We start from the raw sequence: 23,606 nt of genomic DNA, 5'->3' as shown, positions 1-23,606 counted from the left end.
TCTGTATGTAGAATGATCACAGGCGACGACCACCGCCTACGCGGTGGTCGATACCTTAACATTACGTTCTTTCTTGATTGCAGCCTGCGCAGCCGCCAGACGCGCGATGGGAACGCGGTAAGGGGAACAGCTTACATAGTTGAGTCCTACCAGGTGGCAGAATTCAACGGAGCTCGGCTCGCCGCCATGCTCGCCGCAGATGCCGACTTTCAGGTCTTTCCTGACGCCCCGGCCCTTTTCGACAGCCATGCGTATCAGCTTGCCGACGCCATCCCGGTCAAGAACGCGGAACGGGTCGTTGGGAAGGATTTTCTTGTCAACGTACTCGGGGAGGAATTTTCCGGAATCATCGCGGCTGTACCCGAATGTCATCTGGGTGAGATCGTTGGTGCCGAAGGAGAAGAACTGGGCCTCCGCCGCAATCTCGTCTGCGGTGACCGCCGCCCGTGGCACTTCTATCATGGTGCCTACCATGTAGTCCACCTTGACCTTCTTTTCTTTCATTACCTTTTCGGCTGTCTCAACGATTATATTCTTCTGCATTATCAATTCCTTGACATGACCGACCAGGGGAACCATAACCTCGGGCTTGACGTTGACCCCTTCTTTCTTGAGCTGACACGCCGCCTCGAAGATGGCGCGGGCCTGCATCTCGGTTATTTCGGGATAGGTGATGCCGAGGCGGCATCCGCGGTGGCCCAGCATCGGGTTGAATTCATGGAGCGCTTCGACCTTGGCCTTAATAACAGCCGGGGATACTTTCAGCTGGCGGGCCATTTCCTTCTGGTTTTTCTCTTCATGGGGAACGAACTCATGAAGGGGAGGATCAAGGAGGCGGATGGTAACACCGAAGCCCTTCATCGCCTTGAGGATGCCGTAGAAGTCCTTGCGCTGCATCGTGAGAAGCTTGGCGAGGGCCTTCTTTCGGCCTGCGAGGTCGTCGGCGAGGATCATCTCGCGCATCGCTTTGATCCGGTCGCCTTCGAAGAACATATGCTCTGTGCGGCAGAGACCGATTCCTTCGGCGCCGAATCCGCGGGCAACCTCCGCGTCATGGGGCGTGTCCGCGTTGGTGCGAACGCCCAGTTTGCGGGCATCATCGGCCCACTTCATGATGGTGCCGAAGTTACCGGAGAGCTGAGGATCCACGGTGGGAACCTTGCCGAGCATCACTTCTCCGGTCGATCCGTCAAGGGAGATGAAATCGCCCTGCTTGATCGTTATATTCCGAATCTTAAAAATGCGTTTTTTGTAATCAACTTCAAGCTCGCTGCAGCCTGACACGCAGCACTTGCCCATGCCCCGGGCCACAACAGCGGCGTGGGAGGTCATGCCGCCCCGGGCGGTAAGGATTCCCTGCGACACGGTCATACCCTTCAGGTCTTCAGGGGATGTTTCCACGCGAACGAGGACGACCTTTTCGCCTTTGGAGCTCCATGCTTCAGCGTCTTCTGCGTTGAAAACGACTTTTCCAACACCGGCTCCCGGCGAGGCGGGAAGACCCTTGGTGATGACGTTCCGCTTAGCCTTGGGGTCCAGGGTGGGATGCAGAAGCTGGTCAAGGGAGACAGGGTCTATGCGCATGAGGGCCTCTTCCTTCGTGATGAGGCCCTGCTTTACCATGTCCACCGCGATTTTAACCGCCGCGGCAGCTGTGCGCTTGCCGTTCCTGGTCTGAAGCATCCAGAGCTTCTGGTTCTGGATGGTGAACTCGATGTCCTGCATGTCACGGTAATGGTTTTCAAGCTTGTTGTAGACATCATAGAGCTGCTTGTAAGCCTTGGGCATGTATTCTTCAAGAGAGGGGTATTTTCCCTTGCGATCGGTTTCTTTTATATTATTCTCTTTGGCCCATTTCTGGGAACCCACGACGGTGACCTGCTGGGGCGTCCTGATACCGGCCACGACATCCTCGCCCTGGGCGTTGATCAGGTATTCGCCGTAAAAACGGTTGTCGCCGGTGGACGGGTCGCGGGTGAAGGCGACGCCGGTGGCGCAGTCTTCACCCATGTTGCCGAAGACCATGGCCTGGATGTTGACTGCCGTTCCCCAGCTGTCCTCGATGCCGTTCATTTTCCTGTACAGGATGGCGCGGTCGTTCATCCATGATCCGAAAACGGCGCCGATGGCTCCCCAGAGCTGCTCATAGGGATCGGAGGGGAATTCTTTCTTGAGTTTTTTCTTGATAAGGGCCTTGTACTGGGCTACCAGCTCCTTCAGGTCCGCGACGGTCAGGTCAAGGTCCATCTTAACCTTGCGCTTCTTTTTCAGGTTGTCCATGACCTCTTCGAAGGGATCGTGTTCGTCCTTTGACGCCGGCTTGAGGCCCATGACAACATCGCCGTACATGGCGATGAATCGGCGGTAGGAGTCCCAGCCGAAACGCTCGTTGCCCGATTTTTTTATAATGCCGACAATTGTCTTGTCGTTGAGGCCAAGGTTCAAGACCGTGTCCATCATGCCGGGCATTGATGCGCGTGCGCCGGAACGCACCGAGACAAGGAGGGGATTTGACGGATCGCCGAAACGAGCCCCCATGACCTGTTCCACTTTTTTCATTGCCGTGTTGACGTCATCTTTGAGACCGGCCGGGTATTGTCTGTTATTCTTATAGAATTCCATGCAGACTTCAGTGGTTATGGTAAACCCTGCCGGGACGGGAATACCGAGAATTGACATTTCGGCAAGGTTGGCACCTTTACCGCCAAGGAGGTTTTTCATGTCGGCTTTGCCTTCAGAAATTCCTCCGCCAAACAGGTATACTCTTTTTGCCATTCCGATTCTCCTTGAATAAATTTATGCTTTCATCCCCTCAGAGTGATGCAAGCAGTATAGATAATAATATTTTCTATTGCCCATTTCCCGAACGGGTCCGGGAATATTTCTCAATGAAACGATCCCCCTGAAACATCGTCAGGTTGAGGTACAGTCACAGGTGAATTGTTTAAAAGAACCGTTGTACTTGTAAAGATTAATTTTGTGTATCAAAACCATTTACAGATAATTTTTGATCTGCCGGATAAGGCACGCATCCCGATGGACGCATTTGGAACAATATTCGTCCGATTGATCAAAATCTTCTTCCACGCAGAGCTCGTTGATATCCTGCGTCATGATGTCCATATAGCGAATATGCTGATACTCGTCATCAGTGATGGATCCGGGTCCCTTTGTCTTCAATTTCTGCAGTATGGTTTCCAGCACAAGATCAGGCTGTTTCGTGTCTTTATCTAAATTTTTTTCTCTGCGGATATGTTCCCGGTTAAATCGGGCCTTCAGTATTTTGGATTTAAAACCGAGCCCTCTCTTGCGAAGGATAAGAAAAAACAACAGCCCAAAGATAATTCCTCCGAGGTGGCCTGCATGAGAAATGGGGCTCTGTCCGCCGGTCCCAATAAGAGAGTAAAGCTCAATACCGCCATAGAGCAATACGAGGAACTTGGCGCGCATGGGAATGATGAAGAAAAGCAGTATCTCGGCGTCGGGGAAGAGCATGCCAAAAGCAAGGAGAAGGCCAAACACGGCACCGGAGGCTCCAATGGTGGGGGTTATATAATTAACGCCACCCAGAACCGTGTTGATGACCAGTATGGTGATTCCGGCGCCGATTCCTGTAAATAGGTAGTAGAATAAAAATCTGCGGCTTCCCCATGCCTGTTCAACGGGGATGCCGAATATGAGGAGTGCGTACATATTCAGAAAAATATGGAGAAACCCGCCATGGAGGAACATGTAGGTAAATAGCTGCCAGATATAGAATTTTTCGATGACCAGGATTGGCCGGAGTCCGAGGTAAAAGGTCAGGACATCGCCGAGGGACGAAGTCTTGTCAGTGGTGCTGACCATGGATAGCATGAGCTGCAGTCCGAAGAAGATTGCAATATTGAGGACTATGAGGCGTATTACCCAGCTTTTTGTGTATGATCCGGTTCCGTTCATAATTGTCCATTGGCAGGATACAGTTAAAGATTAATAGGAATTTTTATGTATTACCTATATGCCCGATCCTTGGGAACATTAATTAGCATCTCGGAATTCAGTAAAGTAATTTTTTATTTATAACATTTATAAAGAGGACACAATGCCGATGATCCTGGAGCGTAATTACGGCATACCTGAGGACGGCTTTCGTAAATATCGCAGTAAAAAACTTTGCCGTCCCAGTTGAGGAAGGTGCAACTCTGAACATGAATGCCGTGATTGGTTACTATGATATCGCCGAACCAGCGTATCTCGGTGCCGCGAACATGGGAAATTATATCGAATCGCCCCTCCTGTTCCCATCTGCGTATATCACTCTCGGTTATGTAGGCAATCATGTCGACATGGCAACAGGCCCCGCACTGGAGACATTGATTGGCAGTGTCCTTTTCCAATGATGCTTACCCGTGGGATTTTAACTCTCCATTGAATGTTCGTGCGAGCAGGCGTCCGTTCTCATGGTTTCCAGAGTGTCTTTCGCAGCGTTCCGATATTCCTTCATGCATCGACCCGACTATTGATCTGGTTTTCACTGCTTGAAGAATTAGTCAACCTCGATATACATCTGGTTGTTGAGCCCAAAATTCATTTGAGGTTCGGCGCCTCCGTGGGATACCGCCACCAGTATTACAAGCCTTGGATTCCCTTTAATTGTTTTCTGGCCTGACGCTGTTTCAAGGGCGGATGCAGAATAATCAAGATCCAGTCCGTACAGATACCGGTAGCTGATCTGATACGCAAGCGGTAGGGAAACTTTATACAGAGCGGTCGTTTTTACGTCCAGGGAGAGCGCAAGGTTTGCCGGAACAGTGACGGCATGGGTGAAAGGTATCCAGCTGTTCCAGTTATGGGGATGGTTGCCGATGACGGATTCAGCCGTAGACGGAAACGCCATGCCAGTTATGGTGTCATAATCGTATAGGAGGAGCTGGGAATGCGGAGACACGGAGAGAAGTCGTCGGTAATTATTCTTATGGAGATTCGAAAAAGAATTTTTCCCGCCGTCTTTTTCCGCCACATCGTAAAAAACAACGCCGGTGACACTCTGTCCGTCATGGTATGTCACCTGGACGACGACTGCGAAATCTCCGAAAATCTCTTCTGTTTCGATTCTTTGCTGCAGGAGGGTCCATTCTGTTTTAATGGTATCACCGGGAGTATGAATGACCTTTTCATTGAATAATGATTTCATATCCAAGAACAGTGACCTGGTGATTTGTTTCTGATCCCATCCTTCAGGATAGTATCCTTTGACATTGGAGTAGATCAGGGTTTCGAGCTCATAGGTAAGGCTCTTCATGTTGTCCCTGTTTCCCGGCGCCAGTTGTTTTATTATTTTCATTATGCTATTGTATATTCCTTAAACAAAATAACAAGTAATTTTTTCTGTTGATATGTCGTATAACGAAAATATGAGGGGTATTATCTCCTCGATGGTAAAATCGGGTTGTAGCGTCAACGAACAGGGAAAAATTATTTATGTTGTTTAAAAAGCCATTCGAACATTTTTTCATCGCTGAAGGTGAGCCACCAGCATAGATGATTGATGATGGAGTATTCGGTATACCGCGGGATTCCCCCGGCCTTGACAACGGCGTTGATCATGTTACGGGATCTCCTGACATGGACGATCGTATCGAGGGCGCCGTGAAAAGCCCAGATGGGGATGCCGGCGATGCGGGGCGCTTCAGCCTCGTCTCCGCCGCCGCACACCGGAACGGCTGCAGCGAACAGATCGGGCCATCGCTGGATCGCCTCCCAGGCGCCGAAGCCGCCCATGGAATATCCGACGACATAGAGCCTGCGGCTGTCTATGGAGAATTCCCTTTCAAGCTCATGGATCACTTCTATCGACATGGCGAGGGCACGGGTCGGCTTTTTTTTCATGGTATGACGCTCGGACCTCCAGTCCACATCGGCCCATAACGTGTCGGGCGGGCACTGGGGGGCGACAATGAAGCAGGGATATTTATCCATTCTTTTATCATCAGCGAAAATATCAAGGCCGCAGTACAACTGCTTTTTATTGTCCGTGCCTCGTTCATCCACTCCATGGAGGAACAGGATGAGGGGATACTTGTTAGTCCTGTTGTAGGAGGTCGGCATCAGGAGACGGTAGGGAAGCGCCCCGTGATTTTTTGATGTATACACCCTGGCCTGGAATCTCTCGGCCATATCCGCGCCATGGGCCAATCCTGAAGCGACAAGGAGCAAACCGGCAAGGATGTAAAGTCGGGACATGCTTATCATTGATAGTATAGCGTGTTATTTGCCCACAAAAACGTCATTGAGAAATTTACCTCGCTCAACAACGCCCTTGGCTCCGGTCATGATACCCTGGCCATGACGCTTGCCGTCTTTCCATTCCCCTTCGTATTTCGATCCGTCTGGCCAGGTATTTATGCCGGTCCCGTTCTTCACATCATTTTTCCACTGGCCGGTATAGGTTTCGCCGTTGGGCTTTGTCAGCGTTCCCTGGCCATTGCGCTGGTTATTAGACCAGAGGCCGTCATACTTCGTACCGTTTTTTTCAACCATGAAGCCCTGGCCGCTGCGCTTGTTGGCCGCCCACTGGCCGTCGTAGCGATCACCGTTGGCCCAGGTGAAAACGCCTTTCCCATTAATAGCGTCATTGACCCACTGGCCTTCATACTGGTCGCCGTTGGCCCAGGTCATCCTGCCATACCCCTGCTTAATATCATCCTTGAATTCGCCTACATATTTCGACCCGTCTTTAAAGGTGATGGTCCGTATATTGCCTTCCGTAAAGCAGCCGGTCGCCATAAGGCAGCCGATGATGAGGGTTCCCATAATTGTTGTGGCGGTGGTACGCATATGCATCTCCTTTGGATGTATCTTCATCGAAAGTATCCGGCGACGAAATAAAAGCAATGATTTTTTTAATTTTTTGAAGATACGGCGCGGCTCATTCCATGAATGGTTGAATCTGCGACATGAACAGGTCTAAACCTTCTTCGATTGCATCACTGATCTTCGCTGGATTGATTGATTCTGGAACATCATCACCCATGGCCTTTGAAAGGGTAGCCCTGGCCTTTTCTCTGTCTATGTCTCCAATGACACCGAGATTGATGCAGTGAAGATCAGAGGCGGCTTTATCAGATAGTTGCGAATGGTACTCTGTTGGATTAATGGTAACAAGTCTGCATTGTGCAATCTGCCCTTCGTAGAGAGTGATGCCGAAATGCGAAATGAGGATCCGCGTTGATAGGAGCGTTTCTGCATAGGATTTGACCAGTGGCATCTTCACGCCATTATTCATTAGGAATGAAGCTTCACCGGCAAGGATGGCGCAGGAGCTTTTTTCCGGGACCAGGGAAAGAAAAAAATCAACAATTTCCCGGGAAGGATGTATGCCGCAATACAGGGCGTAGTCAATATCTTTACGAATGGTCTGATTACCCAACCGCCTTATAGAATCGGAAAAGGAATAGCCGTAGATAAAGAGTCCTTTTTGGTTGATGGAATAGTTCAGATTCGGCAGGAGGTCTATGGCGCGATCAGCCAGGTCCCTGCCTGGGCCGCAGTCATCGACTGTGATGACCCTGCCGTTCTCTTTGAGCATTGTCATTTCATCAATGCGTGAATCCCGTTTATCCCTGATGATGATCCCTTTCCCCGGCCGGATAGTGCGGGAACGACAATCGTGGAGATGGCCGGGAATGAATTCCGGAATGCCTTCGCTTACGATAAAGGCCCGCATAGATGTGTGGCTGTTGATGTAATCAGCCAGGGTCGCCATGCGCTGGATGTGGCCGGTGCCGAGATGGTTCCCCCAGCCTGTAACGATGGATAGTTCGGTATTCAGCATGTCGGGCTGGAATGCGTCATGGGACGCTGTTGTATGGCGCTATTGATCGACGCTATGTCTGGATTCTTTTCAATATAGCTGATCACTTCGCTGAGCGGGAAGGGCTTGCCCCTGTAGCAGCCGGCGTAGACTCGCCGTGCCACTTCGAAATCTTCTTCCGTGTCAACGGTTAGCCGCAGGTTGGGGAATGGATTGTGCAGCTCAATGTCGCAGATGTGCAGCTTGAATTCATCAGGGTGCTCCTTGATGTAGGGGGTCACATGCTCAAACTCATGGGGCTGATCGCTTCGCCGGTAGGCAATCTCAAGGGCTGATTTCGTTACCATGCCGACGCCGGTGCCGAGGGGAAGGTTCGGGAAATAACAGAGATCCGCCCCCGTCTCCTTGATTGCCCGTATGGTCCGTTCGGCATAACCGGGATCCGTAAAGGGATTGTCACCGGTAACGCGCATTATGAAATCTCCGCCGAACTGCCGGGCGGCACAATAGAAGCGCTCCAGCACATTGTCTTCGGAGCCGATGAATACGTCAATTCCCATGGATCTGGCAAGGTCTATGATGCCATTGTTTCTTTCGCCGTGGCAGGTCGCCAGAACTATGCGATCTACCCCTGCCGTGACCTGGATCCGCTCGAACACGTGATAGAGCAGGGGCTTTCCCCCCAGGTCGATCATAGCCTTCCCGGGGAGGCGCGTTGATCCCATCCGCGCCTGGATGATTGCCGTTACTTTTCCCTTCATGGTGATATTATCGGATTTATGAGACTGGGGATTGAGCAGCATCAAGCGTTAAATGTATACCATTCGTCGCAGGATTTGCAGTCCGGCATTGCTGGATACTGCTTGCGATAGTCATTGATGAATGCTTGTCTTTTCTTTTCCCATATTTCGGCAAGAGTCGAGGAACCCATGGTCCCCTGAGCACAGTTACCATCCACATCCTGCTTGCAGAAGGTGACAGTGCCGTCAGCGGTAATGTAGAGATCACGCTGCAGGTGCCAGCAGGGGATCCTGTCAAGGGGTGACAGGTCGGAATACCGGCGATCCGGGATCCTTCCCAGGTAGGTGTTCTGCTTCTGGAGAATGATGGGTATCTTCAGTTTTTCCCAGTAGTCGTAGTATGAGTCCAGAAATGGCTCGGTTTCGTTGATCTTCATGATCTGGATATAGAGGCGGCCGGTGGCTGATTCCGCAAGGCCCAGAATGTTCTGATGGACACGATCAAAGAATTCTTTCCCATGGAGTTTCCCGTAGGTTTCGGAATTATAGCCGTTTATGTTGACGATGGTCTTGATCTTTTCGCCGGAGCTGCCAAGATGGGTGCGGTAATTGACGTCGGCATAGAGGCCGTTCGTTTCTACTATGATTGTTTCCACCAGCGGGTCACCCGCAACCATGGAAAGTATTTCGTACACGTTCGGGTGCATCAGCGGTTCCCCGGACCCGCCGAAACAGATTGTGTAAGGAAGTCCGAAAGGTTTCATCTGTTCCAGCACGAGGGCCACACTATTCTTTTCCATGTCCCCATGGTGTTGTTTGAGACTGTTCCGGTAACAGAAGAGGCACTCCAGGTCGCACCGGCCGGTAAGCTCGATCTCGAGATATGACGGCCCCACATGAAGCACTTCAGGATGCTCTTCGATTATCCCTTTCAGGGATTCGTAGGAGGGAATTGACGAGCCGAGACGGTATATGCGCTCCATGATGAGGGCATCGCGGCGGTTGGCGGATCGAAAGGATATCCGCTTATCCCGTATATCGGGATCCTTGTAATAGATCTCAATGTCAAACTGATTGAGGTTCGATTTTATCACCTGGGCCAGGGGAAGGGTCTGTTCCTTCAACTCGGGAATGGCGGCGATAAGCTCCTTGGAGACTGTTTCGCAGGAGAAGCCGGCGGGAAGGTTCTCAGAATAGGTGAATTCCGCCAGATATGTCAGGTGAAGGTCCATCATCTCACCAATGATCGAGGGGTCGAGAAAGGGGGAATCTGCGTAAATTTTACATATATGATCTGAACCGGTCCGCGCGAACAGCTCTTTCCAGAATGCGACATCGTCATGGCCGGAGCGGACGATACAGGATGCAGTGCCGGAGAGCTTTCCCTGATACGAGGGTGGCACGGAATAATATACACTGCAGTTTTGAACCGTGCCCTGGATGCGGCGGGCCAGCAGTTCCGGCAGATACATATCGAGAAAGGACAGGTCGCTGTCCGAGGTGGCGGACTCTATGTAGAGAAGAATATCAGCCTTCAATTAGTTCACCCGGTACTTCGCGTAAATTACGTTTCAACGTAATTCTTCATGAATATCTGTATTTCCGATTCTTTTTTTCGCTTGATGACCCATTTTTTGAACTGCTGGTACATGCTCTCGTTGTAGAGCTTGAACATGATGAGGCGCTCGACCTTTTCATAGGTAATGGCGCGCCGTCCCATGAGCTTGACGATATGGTAACCCTGACTGGATTTGAATACCTGGGAAACCTGTCCCGTGGCTCGAATATTGTTCACGAAACCGGCAAAGTATGGGTCCATTTCGGCGAGCATTTTCCATCCCAGGTCTCCTCCCCTGGCAGCCGATTCGGGGTCCTGGGAGTAGGAGCGGGCCATTTTCTCAAAGGACTCGCCGGCCGCGATCTTTTCCCTCATGGCATTGAGCTTTTCGTTCGCTTCACGCTCGGCAGTGAAGGAACCGCCCGCGGACCTGACCAGTATGTGTTTGACCCAGACCTCGTCGCCGAGCTTGTTTTTATTCTTCCGGTACCAGTCCAGCGCCTCTTCTTTCGATGGAGGGGATACACCGATGGCGATCGACATGACCTGTTCCCTCATGATCTGGGAACGCACTTCCTCGAAATATTCCTTGAAGCCGATATGGAAACGCCCTTCCAGAAATCCGGTAAAGCTGTCGATCTGGGCGTCAAGCTCCTTGTCGCCCATGACGGGCTCGTCGTTGAGCCTTTTCTCAAGGCGGTTGAGCATTTTACCGATTTGTTTGTCCAGCTTCTTGGTATCCTGGATTTTCGAGGAAAGATACTGTCTCATCATTTCTTCGATATGGCTCAAGACCCTGCGGTCGCCGACAACGATAGCTTCCTCGGTCGCCGCCTGCATGACCAGGGCGTCTTCGATGAATTTATCGAGGATCTTGCTTTTTTCGGTGCTGTGCCTGTTCCGGGGGATATTCTGAAACTTGATGACCTGGTTGAGCTTGTTGTCTATCTCACTTTCGATGATGGAAAAATCGTTCACCACGGCGATAACACCGTCAAAGTTTTCCCAGGAAAAAGCGGGCATGACGGCGATAAGGAGAGTCATCGCGGTGGTGAGGCATTGTATACGCTGTTTCATATATGTGCCGTTCATTGATGGTTAATTATGGGAACCTACACGGCGCCGCGTAACCCATGGGGCAGGGCGGGCCATAATTCCTTATTTATTCAGATCAATATTAATTGCAAGATTTTTTTACTGCGGAGCAGCGGATTATCCTTCGAGCCATTTAACGCTTTTTCTTATTTTTAAAGAGCATGTACTCGATCCCATCAACCAAGGCCATCCATGAAGCTTCGATTATGTCGGTGGACACGCCGACGGTGCCCCAATGCTCCGATTTGCGCCTCTGATCGATGAGGACGCGTACGGCCGCGGCGGTGCCGCTTTTTTCATTGAGGACGCGTACCTTGTAGTCGGCGAGCTGTATTTCCTTGATCTCGGGATAGAATTTTTCCAGGGCCTTGCGGAGGGCGTTGTCGAGGGCCTCGACGGGACCGTATCCGTTGGCTGCCGTATGCTCGATCTTTCCGTCCACTTCGACCTTGATGGTCGCTTCGCACATCAGCTTGGTCGTTCCCTCCATTTCGCTAATCACGCGGAATCCCTTCAGCGTGAAGAAAGGCCTGTATTCGCCGTTCGCTTCCCGGATAAGAAGCTCAAAGGAGCCTTCCGCCGCCTCGAACTGGAAACCCTGCTCCTCAAGGTCCTTTACCTTTTGTAGTAGTTTGCCCGGAAGTGTTACCTTGTTTTTCAGGTTGATCCCCATTTCTTTCGCTTTTACAATGATGTTGCTCTTCCCGGACAGCTCCGAAACGAGGACATTGCGCCGGTTCCCCACCAGCTCAGGCTCGATATGCTCGTAGGTTCTGGTGTCTTTCTGGAGGGCGGAAACATGGATGCCTCCTTTATGGGCAAAGGAATTGTCACCCACGTACGGGGATCGCTCGTTATGGGCGAGGTTCGCGGTTTCACTGATGAAGCGGCTTACCTCGGTGAGGTGGCCGAGGGATTTTTCGGCGGAACAGCGGTACCCCATCTTCAGCACCAGGTTGGGGATCAGTGTCATCAGGTTCGCGTTTCCGCACCGCTCGCCGTAGCCGTTGGCCGTTCCCTGAACGGATACGACACCGGACTCCACCGCAGCCAGGGAGTTGGCCACGGCGACGCCCGCGTCATTATGGAAGTGGACTCCCAGGGGCATCGAGCCTTCGCTGCCCACCCTTTCGATGATGCGGTGAACTTCCCCGGGCATTACGCCTCCATTGGTATCACAGCATACGAACATGTCCGCGCCGGCCCTGCGGGCTGTTTCGATCACCTTGAAGGAATAATCCTCGTTCGATTTGAAACCGTCAAAAAAATGCTCAGCGTCGAGGAAGACCTGGATATCCCTGTCTTTCAGGTAGGCAATGGTGTCATATATGAGGGCAAGATTTTCCGACAGGCTGATATTCAACGCGCGGGTCACGTGGAAATCCCAGGTCTTTGCAACGATGGTAATGATCTTAGCCTTTGAATCGACAAGGGCCTGGACCAGGCTGTCGCTCCGGCAGGTAGTGTTCTTTCGCCTGGTGGATCCGAAGGCTACGATCTTCGAGTGGTCCAGTTTTGTTTTCCTGATATCCCTGAAAAACTGGTCATCCTTGGGATTGGATCCGGGCCATCCTCCCTCGATATAATCGATCCTGAGCCTGTCCAGGGCTCCGGCAATGATGATCTTGTCGTGAAGGGACAGGGATATGCCGACGGTCTGGGCGCCGTCCCGAAGGGTCGTATCGTATATTGAAATTATCCTTTTACCCATGAAACCTGTTCCTGATAAAACAGCATGGTTTTCAGGGCGCGAAAATATTGCAAGGATTTTTTAAGATTGTTCCCTGTTCCGGGCCTTTGTCTTATCCGGCGGCTAGAGCGGTAAAAGCAGGCTGTCGAATCTCTTACACCGCTACGGCGTCCTCCTCTAAACAGGCGCTTCTCCAGGATGCATAACGGCACAGGGCCCAGGCTGCCCTGGCCGCTCGCTCCGGGGTCGGCAGGAAAGGTATCCCCCTCGCCACCAGGTGGCTGATAAGGGATTCGTTGAAATCAAGAAAGGTGGAGCAGATGACCGGGATCGGCAGACCCGCCAGGGCATCGCCGATTTTATGCTTAAGGGCGTCGCCCAGCCCCAACGCGCCCTTGATCATGGCCCGGTCAAGGGATGGAGCCACCGCAGGATGGTCCCGGTAATGGAGGAACGTATCGATGCCGAAGAGGCCGTAAAACAGGAGCACGTCCACCTCGCCTGATTCAGCTATGATGGTTGGCACCCTGCTGAAAAAGCCCTCCCAGTTGTTGATGAACGTGAAATCCACCGGGTTGGAGAGAGACGCTGTGTGGGGCGAGAACTCGCTAATGGCGTCCTGTAATCGCTCCGAAAACATCGGAAGCTTGAGGCCGAGGCGGCATACGGTATCGGCCATCAGGGCTCCGGGGCCGCCGCTGTTGGTGAGTATGCCCACGCGCGTTCCCGCCGGGAGGGAGCACCGGGAAAGAACGCAGGAAAAATCGAACATCTCCTCAAGGGTGGAGGCGCGGATGATGCCGGACTGGCGGAATACGCCGTCCATGATCCCTTCGGGCGAAGCCATGGCGGCCGTGTGGGACGCAGTGGCCCGCGCCCCGGCTTCGGTTCCGCTCGCGTAGAGGGCGACAATGGGCTTCACCCGGGAAACCTCTTCTGCCTTTTCGAGGAACTCCCTGCCGCGGCGCACCGATTCAATGTAGCAGGATATGGCCTTTATGGAATCCCTGCCGGCCATGTAATCGAGGCCGTCAACGATGTCGAGGTCCCCTTCGTTCCCGAGGCTGATGGCTTCCGCATAATTGAGCCGCCGAGCGTGAAGGTAGGGGAGCACATGGGTGACAAAGGTCCCGGAATGGGAAAGCATGCCGAAGGAACCCGGTTCCCCCGCGAAGGGGAATACGGTGAAATTATAGTTTTCGCGGAGATTGGCAACGCCGATGCAGTTGGGGCCCACGTAGCGGAGTCCTGTTTTCCGCGCGGCTCTGTTGAGCTCTTCCTGGAGATCGGCGCTTCCCACCTCTTCGAACCCGGCGGTCACGATCACCGCGCGGGTGACCCCGGCTTCGCCCAGCTCTTCAATAACAGCCGGGACCAGCCGGGTCGGCAGCACGATAACGGCGCAATCAACGGGCTTGCCGATATCGGCGACCCTGGCATAGGCCTTCAATCCGAACACGGTCTTTTCCGAGGGATGGATCGGATAAATGCTTCCGTGATAGCCATTGCTCAGAAGGGTAACGAGCTGGCTCGATCCCATCTTGGAAATATTATTGGATGCCCCGTAAAAGACAAGGGAGCGGGCGTTCATAATCTGGTGAAGCGGATTGGCGGCCATGGGCGCCTCCTGAAATATAATATGCTGCTGTTATCACATCTAAAATGATGCACTTTATTGTCCAGTATATTTCCCGGTTGAATCGATATAGTGAAAACTCAATGGAATATGGGGAAATGACAGTTAATCAGTTGTGACCATTTAAAATTAATTGAGTTAACGGGGTAATTAACGGGTAATGATGCTAATTATCCTGATTGATCCTCTATGCTTATTTATATAATTCCTCGTATTTCTGAATAAGAATCGGCAGGAATGTTTTCAGGTCTTCGATGATGATGTAATCGGATATGGAAAAGATCGCTGCCTGGGGATCGGTATTAACCGCTACAATGAGCTGTGACCCCTTCATCCCGGCAATATGCTGCTGGGCCCCGGATATGCCGCAGGCCATGTAAAGCTTCGGCGAGACGGTCTTGCCCGTGACCCCCACCTGGTGGGCATAGGGAAGCCATTTCTGGTCGCAGATGATCCGCGACGCGCCCACTGCGGAATTGGGGAAGAGCCGTGAAACAGCCTTGACCAGTTCAAGGTTTTCCTGGGCGCCGATACCCCTGCCGGCGGAAACAATGACGTCGGAATCCTCAAGGCGGATCGTTTCTTCGGCGGATTCACTTGTCCCGATGGGAGTACAGGCCGAATTCATACCGGAAATGGTTCGAATATCGATGGCGCCCGGGTTTCGGGATATGGGGCCGCTCCCGCCTGCAAAGGCTCCGGGCAAAACGGTCAGGACAGACCGCTCAGTGGAGGAAGACAGGTCTATGTTTATCTTGCCGTTGTAGATGGACCTTCTGAACAGGGGACTTGTCCCCATTTTTGTAAATGATTCAACGGCGGTAATGCATGACAGGCGTTGCCGCACCGAAAGAAAGGCGGCCATCTGGCATCCCCTCATGGTATGCTGGAAGCAGACATAGCTCGGCCCGATTTCGTCCATTAATGACGAGACTCCCCGTGCCAGCAGATCCGGGTTAGGGCTGATCAGAGAATCATGTTCAAGGCCGATGACGTCATGGCCGAACCGAGCAGCCTTTTCAACGGTATTCCGGACGTTCGCGCCGGCCACCACGACCTGGATGTTCAGCGGAAAAGTCTCTGAGAACCTTTCGGCGAAGGTTATGAGCTCGAACCAGGAAGGAGGAGGGGCTTTCTCTATGGTATCGATGATGACCAGTATCCTGTCCATATCATCACCTAAAGCAGCGACTTCTCATGGAGTACGGCCAGGAGCTGTTCCGCTTTTTGCTCGGCCGTACCGCCGATGATCACGCCGGCGCTTCCCTTTTCAGGATAGGAAATGGCCCTGAGCTGTTCCGGGGTCCCTGGCGTATCCGCCTGATTGGCGTTCACCGTGACCAGCTTCTGCTCCTTAGCCCTGAGGACATTGGAAAGGGACGGGTACCGGGGTCGGTTGATCCCGGACTGGATGGCGAGGAGGCATGGCATGGGCAGCCGGATGGTTTCATTGATGCCGCCTTCCAGTTCACATTCAACAGTGATGGTCTTCTCCGCCGGGTTGATGGTTTCCCTTACCACGGACACGGCGCAGGGGAGATCCAGGTGAGCGGCAATGAGAGGCCCCACCTGGCACTGCATGTCATCCTCAGCCATGACCCCGGTAAGAATGAGGTCATAGCCCTTGTCACTGGCATAATCAGCTATCAACGCGGCTATCAGTGATGGCGGGCAGTAGCCTTCATGATCGGAGAGGATGTGGATGCCGCTGGCCGCGCCTTTTTCAAGGGCCTTCTTTAAGGTGGAGCTGAACCGTGACGGCCCGACGGATATGGCGTCAACGGTCACATCGCCGAGGGCCTCCCTGATGAGAACCGCTTCTTCAAGGGCGAATTCGTCGTAGCGGTTCATGCGGAATGCAATGGGGCCCTCTTCGCTGATCCACCCTGAATCGCCGGAAATTTCCACAGGCGACTCCGTGTCGCGGACCTGTTTTATGCAGACCAGTATTTTCATAGTCCTGTTATGACGTTCCCGACGGCGTCTGCCATGAGCCTTCGCGATATTTTTTCTGTATCGCTGATAATTGCTCCTTCAGCCTGGCATATTCCTCTTTTTTCCCGAGGAGCCATTTCAGATGCTCCTGCTTGCCCTCCTCGCCGAATTCCGGATGGAAATAATAGAATGACAGCATGTTCCCTTCGGGACGGGCCAGGGTCTTGCACAGGGCGCATTCAAAGGCGCCGTCACGAATCCTGAAGAGATCGGAATGGCACCGGGGGCACCGGTCAGATACAATGGGAGCCTTGGGGGGCTCTTCAGTGAGACAGCGGCAGAGCATGGCTATTTTTTCATTGAAATCATCCTTCAATGCTATCTCGCCGGGATGGGTGCCGTAAAAAAGCTCCAGCCCAGCCACATTGAATCCGAGAGCAGATACCTGGGCCGTCAGGGCGGTGTCGGCATATCCCCGGTAATCTTCCCTGCCGAGGGTGAGGGCAACAGCGGTCTTTATAACACGGAACCTGTCCTGGTAGGGCGCTGACTGCAATGCACGATCCGCGATCATCTTCATGATGCCCACCGGTCCCAGGACGTAATTGGGCGCAGCCACGATGATCGCGTCCGCTTCGGCCATGCGCTCCAGGAGCCATTCCATGTCATCCCTGAGATTGCACTTCACGCCGGGAAGGAGGCAGGCGTAACATCCCTTGCAGGGAAGGATGGAGAGCTGGGGAAGGCGGATCATGGAGAGATCCCACCCCTGCATCTTTTCAGCCACTGCCTTGACCGCTATTTCTGCGTTGCCGAGGCGGCGGTAGGAAGCGATAAGTCCCAACAGTTTCTTCGAAGCCATAAATTCCCTCGTAAAAAGATCGATATCATGACCGTCACCGGCTGGCCATGACTTTCCCTATGTTGTCTATAAGATAAAAAAGATGGCGGTCCCGTGTCAATAAAAAAACGAACGCTCGCTCTTTTTTTATTGACAAATACCGGTCGCTTTCTTATTTTATAAATGGTGATGAGGATTCAATGAGCACATTATATTTCATACGCCATGGACAGGCATCCTTCGGCAAGGAAGATTACGATGAATTGTCCGATACCGGCCACCGCCAGGCGAGGATTCTGGCCCATTACTTTGAGGTTATGAACAGGCGTTTTGACGCGGTCTATACCGGTACCCTGTCCCGCCAGGTAAGGACAGCCGAGGCCCTGCTCTCATTATTGAAAGAAGTGAATGCCCCGGCCCCCGAGGTACGGCACCTTGAGGGGCTCAATGAATATCCGACCCATGACATATTCCCGGCCCTGGCGCCCCATGCCATCAAAGCCGATCCCTCCCTTGCCTCCGATGTGGCAAGCCTCATGAAGGACCGGAAGGCCTTCCAGAGGGTCTTTGAAGCGGTCATGGGACTGTGGGCGACCGGCTCACACCAGGTACCGGGCCTTTTGACATGGGAAGAATTCAAGAACAAGGTGAACGGGGCCATAGATGAGATAATGAGGAATGACGGCGCCGGGAAGCACGTGGCGGTTTTCACCTCCGGAGGGACCATCTCTGTGGCTGTGCAGAGGACCCTCGGTCTCGGTGAAAAAGGGGCCATGAAGATAGCGGAGCAGCTGGTCAACACCTCGATAACCAGGTTCAAGTGCACCAGGGATCGCATCATGATGGCGACCTTTAACGAATATGCTCACCTGGAACGGGAAAACGACGAGAAGCTGATAACATACCGGTAGCACGAAAGAATCCGGGGAACAATAGACAGTATAATCATACTGAAATAAGGAGGGCACATGGATTTCACCATCTCCGACAAGATGCAGACCATCCTCGACATGATCAACGAGTTTATCGATAAGGAGCTCATTCCCCTTGAGCCTGAGTTCGTTAACACGGAATTCAGGGACATGGTGCCGGTCCTGGAAGAGAAACGTGACATGGTGCGGCGCATGGAGCTCTGGGGCCCCAACCACCCAACAGAGCTCGGCGGCATGGGCCTTACCATGGTGGAGCACGGCCTCGTGTCCGAGGCCCTGGGGCGAACGCCCCTGGGGCATTACGTGTTCGGCTGCCAGGCTCCTGACGCGGGAAACATCGAAATTCTGCACCTCCATGCCACGGAAGAACAGAAGGGAAAATACTTGAAGCCACTGGTTGCGGGAAAGATCCGGAGCTGTTTTTCAATGACCGAAGTGGATATGCCCGGCTCAAACCCGGTCATGCTTGAGACAACGGCGGTCAAGGACGGAAGCGATTACGTCATCAACGGCCACAAGTGGTACACCACGGCGGCGGACGGCTCGAAGTTCGCAATCTGCATGGCAGTGACCAATCCCGATGCGCCGGCATACCTGCAGGCAAGCATGATCATCGTTCCGACGGACACGCCGGGATTCAACCTGGTGCGGAACATACCGGTCATGGGCCACAGCGGGAGCGATTACGCCAGTCACGGGGAGATTCTCTACCAGAACTGCCGGGTGCCGCAGAAAAACCTCCTGGGACCGGAAGGGCACGGTTTTATCCTGGCCCAGGAGCGCCTGGGGCCGGGACGTATCCATCACTGCATGCGGTGGCTCGGCATATGCAAGCGCTCCTTTGACCTGATGTGCAGGCGCGCCAGCGAGCGGGTCATAGCTCCGGGCGGCAAGACCCTGGCCACGAGGCAGACCGTCCAGAACTGGGTCTCCGAATCGGCTGCGGAGATACAGGCGGCCCGGCTTCTTACCCTGTACGCGGCCTGGCGTATCGACACCGTGGGGGCCAAGGACGCCCGGGACGACGTTTCAATCATAAAATGGGTCGTGGCCAACACCATGAATTCAGTGGTGGACCGTGCCCTGCAGGTCCACGGCGGCCTCGGCATGACCGACGATACCATACTCGCCTACTTTTACAGGCACGAGCGGGCCGCCCGCATTTACGACGGCGCCGATGAAGTGCACAAGACTTCCTTTGCAACGCGCCTGTTGAAGCGCTATGGCGGAGAGATGAAAAAAGGGAAAAAGTAAAAGATACGATGACATTCCAGGAATTCAACAAGAGGGTGATGATATCGGTGGAAGACCTGTGCAGGGACTTCTACCGGGAGAACCGCGATACCATTAAGATCAAAAAAGAAGACACGGCGGTCAAGAACCTGGTCACCATCGTCAACACCACGCTTAAGCTGAGCTACAAGAAGGGATTCGACGCCATGAGCCTTAGGGACCTGAGCGGCGAATCGGGCCTCAGCATGGGGGCCCTCTATTCCTACTTCGGGAGCAAGGAAGACCTTTTGAGCATGATCCAGTACCACGGCCAGCGCGCCGTGGAGCGGATATTGCGGGACCATATAGACCGGGACAGCGAAACCAGGGACAAGCTGCGAAGCGCAATCCGCACCCACCTGTACCTCAGCGAAGTGATGAAAAGCTGGTTTTACTTCTTTTTCATGGAAACGAAGAACCTCAACAAGAAATACCGGAAGATCTCGGTGGAAAGCGAGCTCATGACCGAACATGTCATCACTGATATCCTTGAAGAGGGCGTCAAGAACAAGGTCTTTGACGTGGGGAATGTTCAGCTTACCGGCTCCGTCATAAAGGCCATGATGCAGGACTGGTATCTGAAGCAGTGGAAATATGCCCAGCGAAAGATATCTGTAGAGGACTATGCCCTGTTCATCATCGACATGGTGGAGTCATTTATAATCAATAAGAAATGATAACATTTTAAGAAGCTACAGGTTCACAACAGGAGGCGGCGATTATGGCAAAAAAAGACGAACCCGTTGAGGTGAGAAAAGGCGAAGAGCTTGACCTGGCAAAGGTTGGCGACTTCCTCAGGGACTCGATACCGGGCCTGAAGGGGGAATTGACCGTGAAACAGTTCCCGAGCGGCTTTTCCAATCTTACCTATCTTGTTAAAGCCGACAACAGGGAAATGATCTTGCGGAGGCCGCCCTTTGGGAAAAAACCGAAATCGGGCCATGACATGTCCCGAGAGTATCGCATATTAAAAGCCCTGAAACCGGTTTTCAAATACTGCCCGGAACCCCTGGTCTATACCGAGGACCCGGCCGTGATGGGCTGTCCCTTTTATGTCATGGAACGGATCAACGGCCTCATCATCCGGAAAAATCTTCCCGAAGGGATGGTCCTTGACCCGAAGGGCGCCAGGACACTCTCGGAGAACCTGATCAAAGTGCTGTGCGAACTCCATTCGGTAGATTACAAGAAGGCCGGCCTGGCTGATTTCGGAAAGCCGGAGGGCTATGTCCGGCGCCAGGTGGAAGGATGGATCGGCAGGTACCGGGACGCCCGCACGCCCGACGCTCCTGATTACGAGAACATCATGAAATGGCTTACCGACACCATGCCCGCTGATACCGACAGGCCCTGCCTCATCCATAACGATTACAAGTACGACAACGTGGTCCTGAATCCCCGGAATCCCCTTGAGATCATAGGCATCCTCGACTGGGAGATGGCGACCCTGGGCGATCCCCTGATGGACCTGGGGAACTCCGTCGCCTACTGGATCGAGAAGGATGATCCCCCCAACGTGCAGATGATCAGGATGATGGCGACAAACATAGAGGGAATGCTTACGCGCAGGGAGCAGGTGGCCCTCTACGGCGAGATAATGGGGCGGCCAGTGAAGGATTTTGACTTTTACTTCTGCTTCGGCCTGTTTCGACTTGCCGTCATCGCCCAGCAGATCTATTACCGCTTCTATCACGGCCAGACCAAGGATGAGCGCTTCAAGATGCTCATCGGCGCCGTGAAGATCCTGGAGACCGTGGCGAAGCAGGTCGTGGAAACGTCGAAATGGTAGGTAATTGACGGCACCGTTGGGTCAGGATAGATTATTCTCATCTTGACAAATTTTCCTTCATGGCTTTCATTATCATTCCATGAAGATCCTTGTCGATAATGTCATTCTTAGCCCTGATGAAGACAGCTCCCTCCTGCAAGACCGCATCAGGGAACTCTATTCAATCGATGGCGATTTTTCCATAACAATTCTGCGCCGGTCCCTTGACGCGAGAAAAAAAGAAAAAATCGTATACCGGTTCCGTGTTGTCGTCGATGTGGACGATCAAACAGGCGCCTTCCTTCTGAAACAGAGGGACATTTCTCCCTATGAATCGAAAGAATTTCCCGCGGTTCCCAAAAAGAAAATATCGGAAAGGATCGTCATTGTGGGAAGCGGCCCGGCCGGCCTTTTCTGCGGCCTCAGGCTCATCGAGGCAGGGAACAGGGTTGAAATCATCGAGCGGGGAAAGCCGGTGGATGAGCGGATGAAGGACATAGAGATCCTGGAGCGCCGGGGCATCCTGGATGAAAGGAGCAACGTCCTCTTCGGCGAGGGAGGGGCCGGGACCTATTCGGACGGCAAGCTGACAACGCGCACCAGGCGTCCCGAGATAGACTGGCTTTTTTCCATGATGGTGCAGTGCGGCGCGCCGTCTGCCATCCTCTATGACGCAAAGCCCCACATCGGCACGGACCGCCTCAGGGGAATTGTGAAAAATATCAGGCAGAGGATCATCGAATCCGGTTCGTCCATACATTTTAATGAAACCGTCGTCGATCTGATCGTATCCGGCGGATCGCTGGCCGGGGTCATCACCTCCGCGGCGAGGGAGATCAGGGCCTCGAAGGTGGTGCTTGCCATCGGCCATTCAGCCCGGGATACCTACGGGATGCTCCGGGACAGGGGGGTTGCCCTGGAAAGAAAAGGCTTCGCCATGGGTGTGAGAATCGAGCATCCCGCTGAATTGATCAATTCCATTCAGTACGGAAATTCCCGCTACCGGGACATCCTGCCCAATGCCGAGTACGCCCTGGCCCATAACAATGGCGCAACCGGCAGGGGGGTATACACGTTCTGCATGTGCCCCGGCGGAAGGATCATCAATTCCTCCTCCGAACAGGGAAGATTGTGCACCAACGGGATGAGCCTTTCAGCCAGAAATTATCCCTATTCCAATGCGGCCATTGCCGTTACCGTGTCACCCGATGACTGCGGGGAGGATCCCCTTGGAGGGATTGCGCTGCAGCGTACCGTTGAGGAACATGCCTATGCCATGGGAGGTGGGTCCTTTACAGCCCCTGCCCAGAGGGTAACGAATTTCATCCGTGGCAGGATCGACACGGACCTTCCCCCGGTGTCATACCGTCCCGGGATCGTTCCGGCGGACCTGAACCGGTGCATTCCGGTATGGATTACCGAGGAGTTGAAGGCTGGACTGGCCCAATTCGAAAAAAAAATGAGGGGATTCGTGAGCGATAGCGGGATACTCATCGGTGTTGAAACAAGGACCTCGTCGCCGGTGCGCATCGGAAGAAACGATGACTTTCAGTCTGTTTCACTCAGGGGCCTCTATCCCATCGGTGAAGGAGCGGGGTACGCCGGAGGCATCGTGAGCTCAGCCGTTGACGGAATACGCTGCGCCGATTCGATCATGAAGGAATGAGCCGATTCAAACGCTTTTCAGAAAAATCCAGCCCCTGATGCGTATTAATCTTGACGCTTAACCGCGCCGGGGTGCACCCTAACGCCTGTTGTCCCTGGAGAAGACCATGGCTGATTCTTATATTGAAATAGCGCGGAACAAGAAGGCCCGGTTCGATTACGAGATAATCGAGACCTTCGAGGCGGGCATTGTACTGAGGGGAAGCGAGGTGAAATCGCTCCGCCAGAAAAAGGCGAGCATCCAGGAGGCCTATGCCCGCGTCAAGGACGGCGAGATGTTTATCACGGGAATGAACATCGCCGTGTACGAGATGGCCAACAGGTTCAACCACGAACCGGTCCATGACCGGAAGCTGCTGCTCCACCGGCACGAAATCAAGAGGCTCATCGGCAAGGTTCAGGAGAAGGGTTTTACCCTGGTGCCGCTGAAACTCTATTTCAAAAATGGGAAAGTCAAGGTGGAGCTCGGCCTGGCCCGTGGAAAGGCCAAGTACGACAAGAGGGACAGCATCAAGAAGCGCGAAGTGGACCGTGAACTGCAGCGCGAATGGAAGAACTACCGCTAGCCCAATAAAAGTCTTGACAGCATCTATGATACGTTCTTAGGTACTATTGCCCGTGGGATTGTGCGCTTCCCCCGGATGCATCGGAAGCTCAGGCGCTCAGCAACTATATTATAACG

At 53.1% G+C, this 23,606-nt stretch carries 21 protein-coding genes; 6 read left to right on the top strand and 15 right to left on the bottom strand.

The features are described from left to right. Positions 1-36 precede the first annotated feature (36 nt). From KA369_02250 to KA369_02180, 15 genes are all read right to left on the bottom strand, one after another. On the bottom strand, positions 37-2,781 hold the full coding sequence (locus tag KA369_02250; protein ID MBP7734774.1) for a pyruvate, phosphate dikinase: 2,745 nt from the start codon (positions 2,779-2,781) through the stop codon (positions 37-39). 213 nt (positions 2,782-2,994) lie between these two features. Beyond that, positions 2,995-3,939 (bottom strand): rhomboid family intramembrane serine protease, encoded by a 945-nt coding sequence (locus KA369_02245; GenBank protein MBP7734773.1) that lies wholly within the window; start codon positions 3,937-3,939, stop codon positions 2,995-2,997. Between the two features lie 113 nt (positions 3,940-4,052). Further along, the gene (locus KA369_02240) at positions 4,053-4,376 is read right to left on the bottom strand and encodes a YkgJ family cysteine cluster protein (GenBank protein ID MBP7734772.1); all 324 of its coding nucleotides are present in this window, start codon (positions 4,374-4,376) and stop codon (positions 4,053-4,055) included. A gap of 149 nt (positions 4,377-4,525) precedes the next feature. Beyond that, positions 4,526-5,323, bottom strand: coding sequence for a hypothetical protein (locus KA369_02235; GenBank protein MBP7734771.1), 798 nt, complete (start codon positions 5,321-5,323; stop codon positions 4,526-4,528). A gap of 131 nt (positions 5,324-5,454) precedes the next feature. Beyond that, positions 5,455-6,222, bottom strand: coding sequence for a prolyl oligopeptidase family serine peptidase (locus tag KA369_02230; GenBank protein MBP7734770.1), 768 nt, complete (start codon positions 6,220-6,222; stop codon positions 5,455-5,457). Positions 6,223-6,246: 24 nt separating this feature from the next. Continuing rightward, positions 6,247-6,816 (bottom strand): hypothetical protein, encoded by a 570-nt coding sequence (locus KA369_02225; GenBank protein MBP7734769.1) that lies wholly within the window; start codon positions 6,814-6,816, stop codon positions 6,247-6,249. Between the two features lie 91 nt (positions 6,817-6,907). Then, on the bottom strand, positions 6,908-7,813 hold the full coding sequence (locus KA369_02220) for a hypothetical protein (GenBank protein MBP7734768.1): 906 nt from the start codon (positions 7,811-7,813) through the stop codon (positions 6,908-6,910). Next, positions 7,807-8,553 carry a glycosyltransferase family protein gene (locus KA369_02215; GenBank protein ID MBP7734767.1) on the bottom strand — a complete coding sequence of 249 codons (747 nt, stop codon included), beginning with the start codon at positions 8,551-8,553 and terminating at the stop codon, positions 7,807-7,809. Before KA369_02215 ends, KA369_02220 begins: the two co-directional genes overlap by 7 nt. 41 nt (positions 8,554-8,594) lie before the next feature. Next, complete coding sequence (locus tag KA369_02210; protein MBP7734766.1) at positions 8,595-10,070, bottom strand: spiro-SPASM protein; 1,476 nt, start codon at positions 10,068-10,070, stop codon at positions 8,595-8,597. A 26-nt stretch (positions 10,071-10,096) separates the two neighbouring features. Further along, positions 10,097-11,167, bottom strand: a complete 1,071-nt coding sequence (locus KA369_02205; GenBank protein MBP7734765.1) for a peptidylprolyl isomerase — start codon at positions 11,165-11,167, stop codon at positions 10,097-10,099. 151 nt (positions 11,168-11,318) lie between these two features. Beyond that, entirely contained in the window at positions 11,319-12,896 is a 1,578-nt protein-coding gene (gene cimA, locus KA369_02200; GenBank protein ID MBP7734764.1) for a citramalate synthase, read from the bottom strand. A 133-nt stretch (positions 12,897-13,029) separates the two neighbouring features. Continuing rightward, on the bottom strand, positions 13,030-14,493 hold the full coding sequence (locus KA369_02195) for a CoA-binding protein (GenBank protein ID MBP7734763.1): 1,464 nt from the start codon (positions 14,491-14,493) through the stop codon (positions 13,030-13,032). Between the two features lie 211 nt (positions 14,494-14,704). Beyond that, the gene (locus tag KA369_02190; protein ID MBP7734762.1) at positions 14,705-15,682 is read right to left on the bottom strand and encodes an electron transfer flavoprotein subunit alpha/FixB family protein; all 978 of its coding nucleotides are present in this window, start codon (positions 15,680-15,682) and stop codon (positions 14,705-14,707) included. Between the two features lie 8 nt (positions 15,683-15,690). Further along, positions 15,691-16,467 carry an electron transfer flavoprotein subunit beta/FixA family protein gene (locus KA369_02185; GenBank protein MBP7734761.1) on the bottom strand — a complete coding sequence of 259 codons (777 nt, stop codon included), beginning with the start codon at positions 16,465-16,467 and terminating at the stop codon, positions 15,691-15,693. A 7-nt stretch (positions 16,468-16,474) separates the two neighbouring features. Next, on the bottom strand, positions 16,475-17,308 hold the full coding sequence (locus KA369_02180; protein MBP7734760.1) for a flavodoxin family protein: 834 nt from the start codon (positions 17,306-17,308) through the stop codon (positions 16,475-16,477). A 179-nt stretch (positions 17,309-17,487) separates the two neighbouring features. Between KA369_02180 and KA369_02175 the strand changes: the two genes are divergently transcribed. The 6 genes from KA369_02175 (at position 17,488) to smpB (ending at position 23,490) form a co-directional block, all read left to right on the top strand. Further along, positions 17,488-18,198, top strand: a complete 711-nt coding sequence (locus KA369_02175; protein ID MBP7734759.1) for a histidine phosphatase family protein — start codon at positions 17,488-17,490, stop codon at positions 18,196-18,198. Positions 18,199-18,255: 57 nt separating this feature from the next. Next, the gene (locus tag KA369_02170) at positions 18,256-19,473 is read left to right on the top strand and encodes an acyl-CoA dehydrogenase family protein (protein MBP7734758.1); all 1,218 of its coding nucleotides are present in this window, start codon (positions 18,256-18,258) and stop codon (positions 19,471-19,473) included. A gap of 47 nt (positions 19,474-19,520) precedes the next feature. Further along, positions 19,521-20,168: a TetR/AcrR family transcriptional regulator gene (locus KA369_02165; GenBank protein ID MBP7734757.1), complete on the top strand. Its 648-nt coding sequence runs from the start codon at positions 19,521-19,523 to the stop codon at positions 20,166-20,168. 44 nt (positions 20,169-20,212) lie between these two features. After that, complete coding sequence (locus KA369_02160) at positions 20,213-21,280, top strand: phosphotransferase family protein (protein MBP7734756.1); 1,068 nt, start codon at positions 20,213-20,215, stop codon at positions 21,278-21,280. Positions 21,281-21,359: 79 nt separating this feature from the next. Continuing rightward, positions 21,360-22,925 (top strand): hypothetical protein, encoded by a 1,566-nt coding sequence (locus tag KA369_02155; protein MBP7734755.1) that lies wholly within the window; start codon positions 21,360-21,362, stop codon positions 22,923-22,925. Positions 22,926-23,031: 106 nt separating this feature from the next. Then, positions 23,032-23,490, top strand: a complete 459-nt coding sequence (smpB, locus tag KA369_02150; GenBank protein ID MBP7734754.1) for an SsrA-binding protein SmpB — start codon at positions 23,032-23,034, stop codon at positions 23,488-23,490. Positions 23,491-23,606 lie beyond the last annotated feature (116 nt).

The sequence above is a fragment of the Spirochaetota bacterium genome (assembly GCA_017999915.1).
Classification (GTDB): Bacteria; Spirochaetota; UBA4802; order UBA4802; family UBA5550; genus RBG-16-49-21.
The sequence above is the reverse complement of the archived record's forward strand: the minus strand, read 5'-3'. Positions and strand labels throughout refer to the sequence as shown.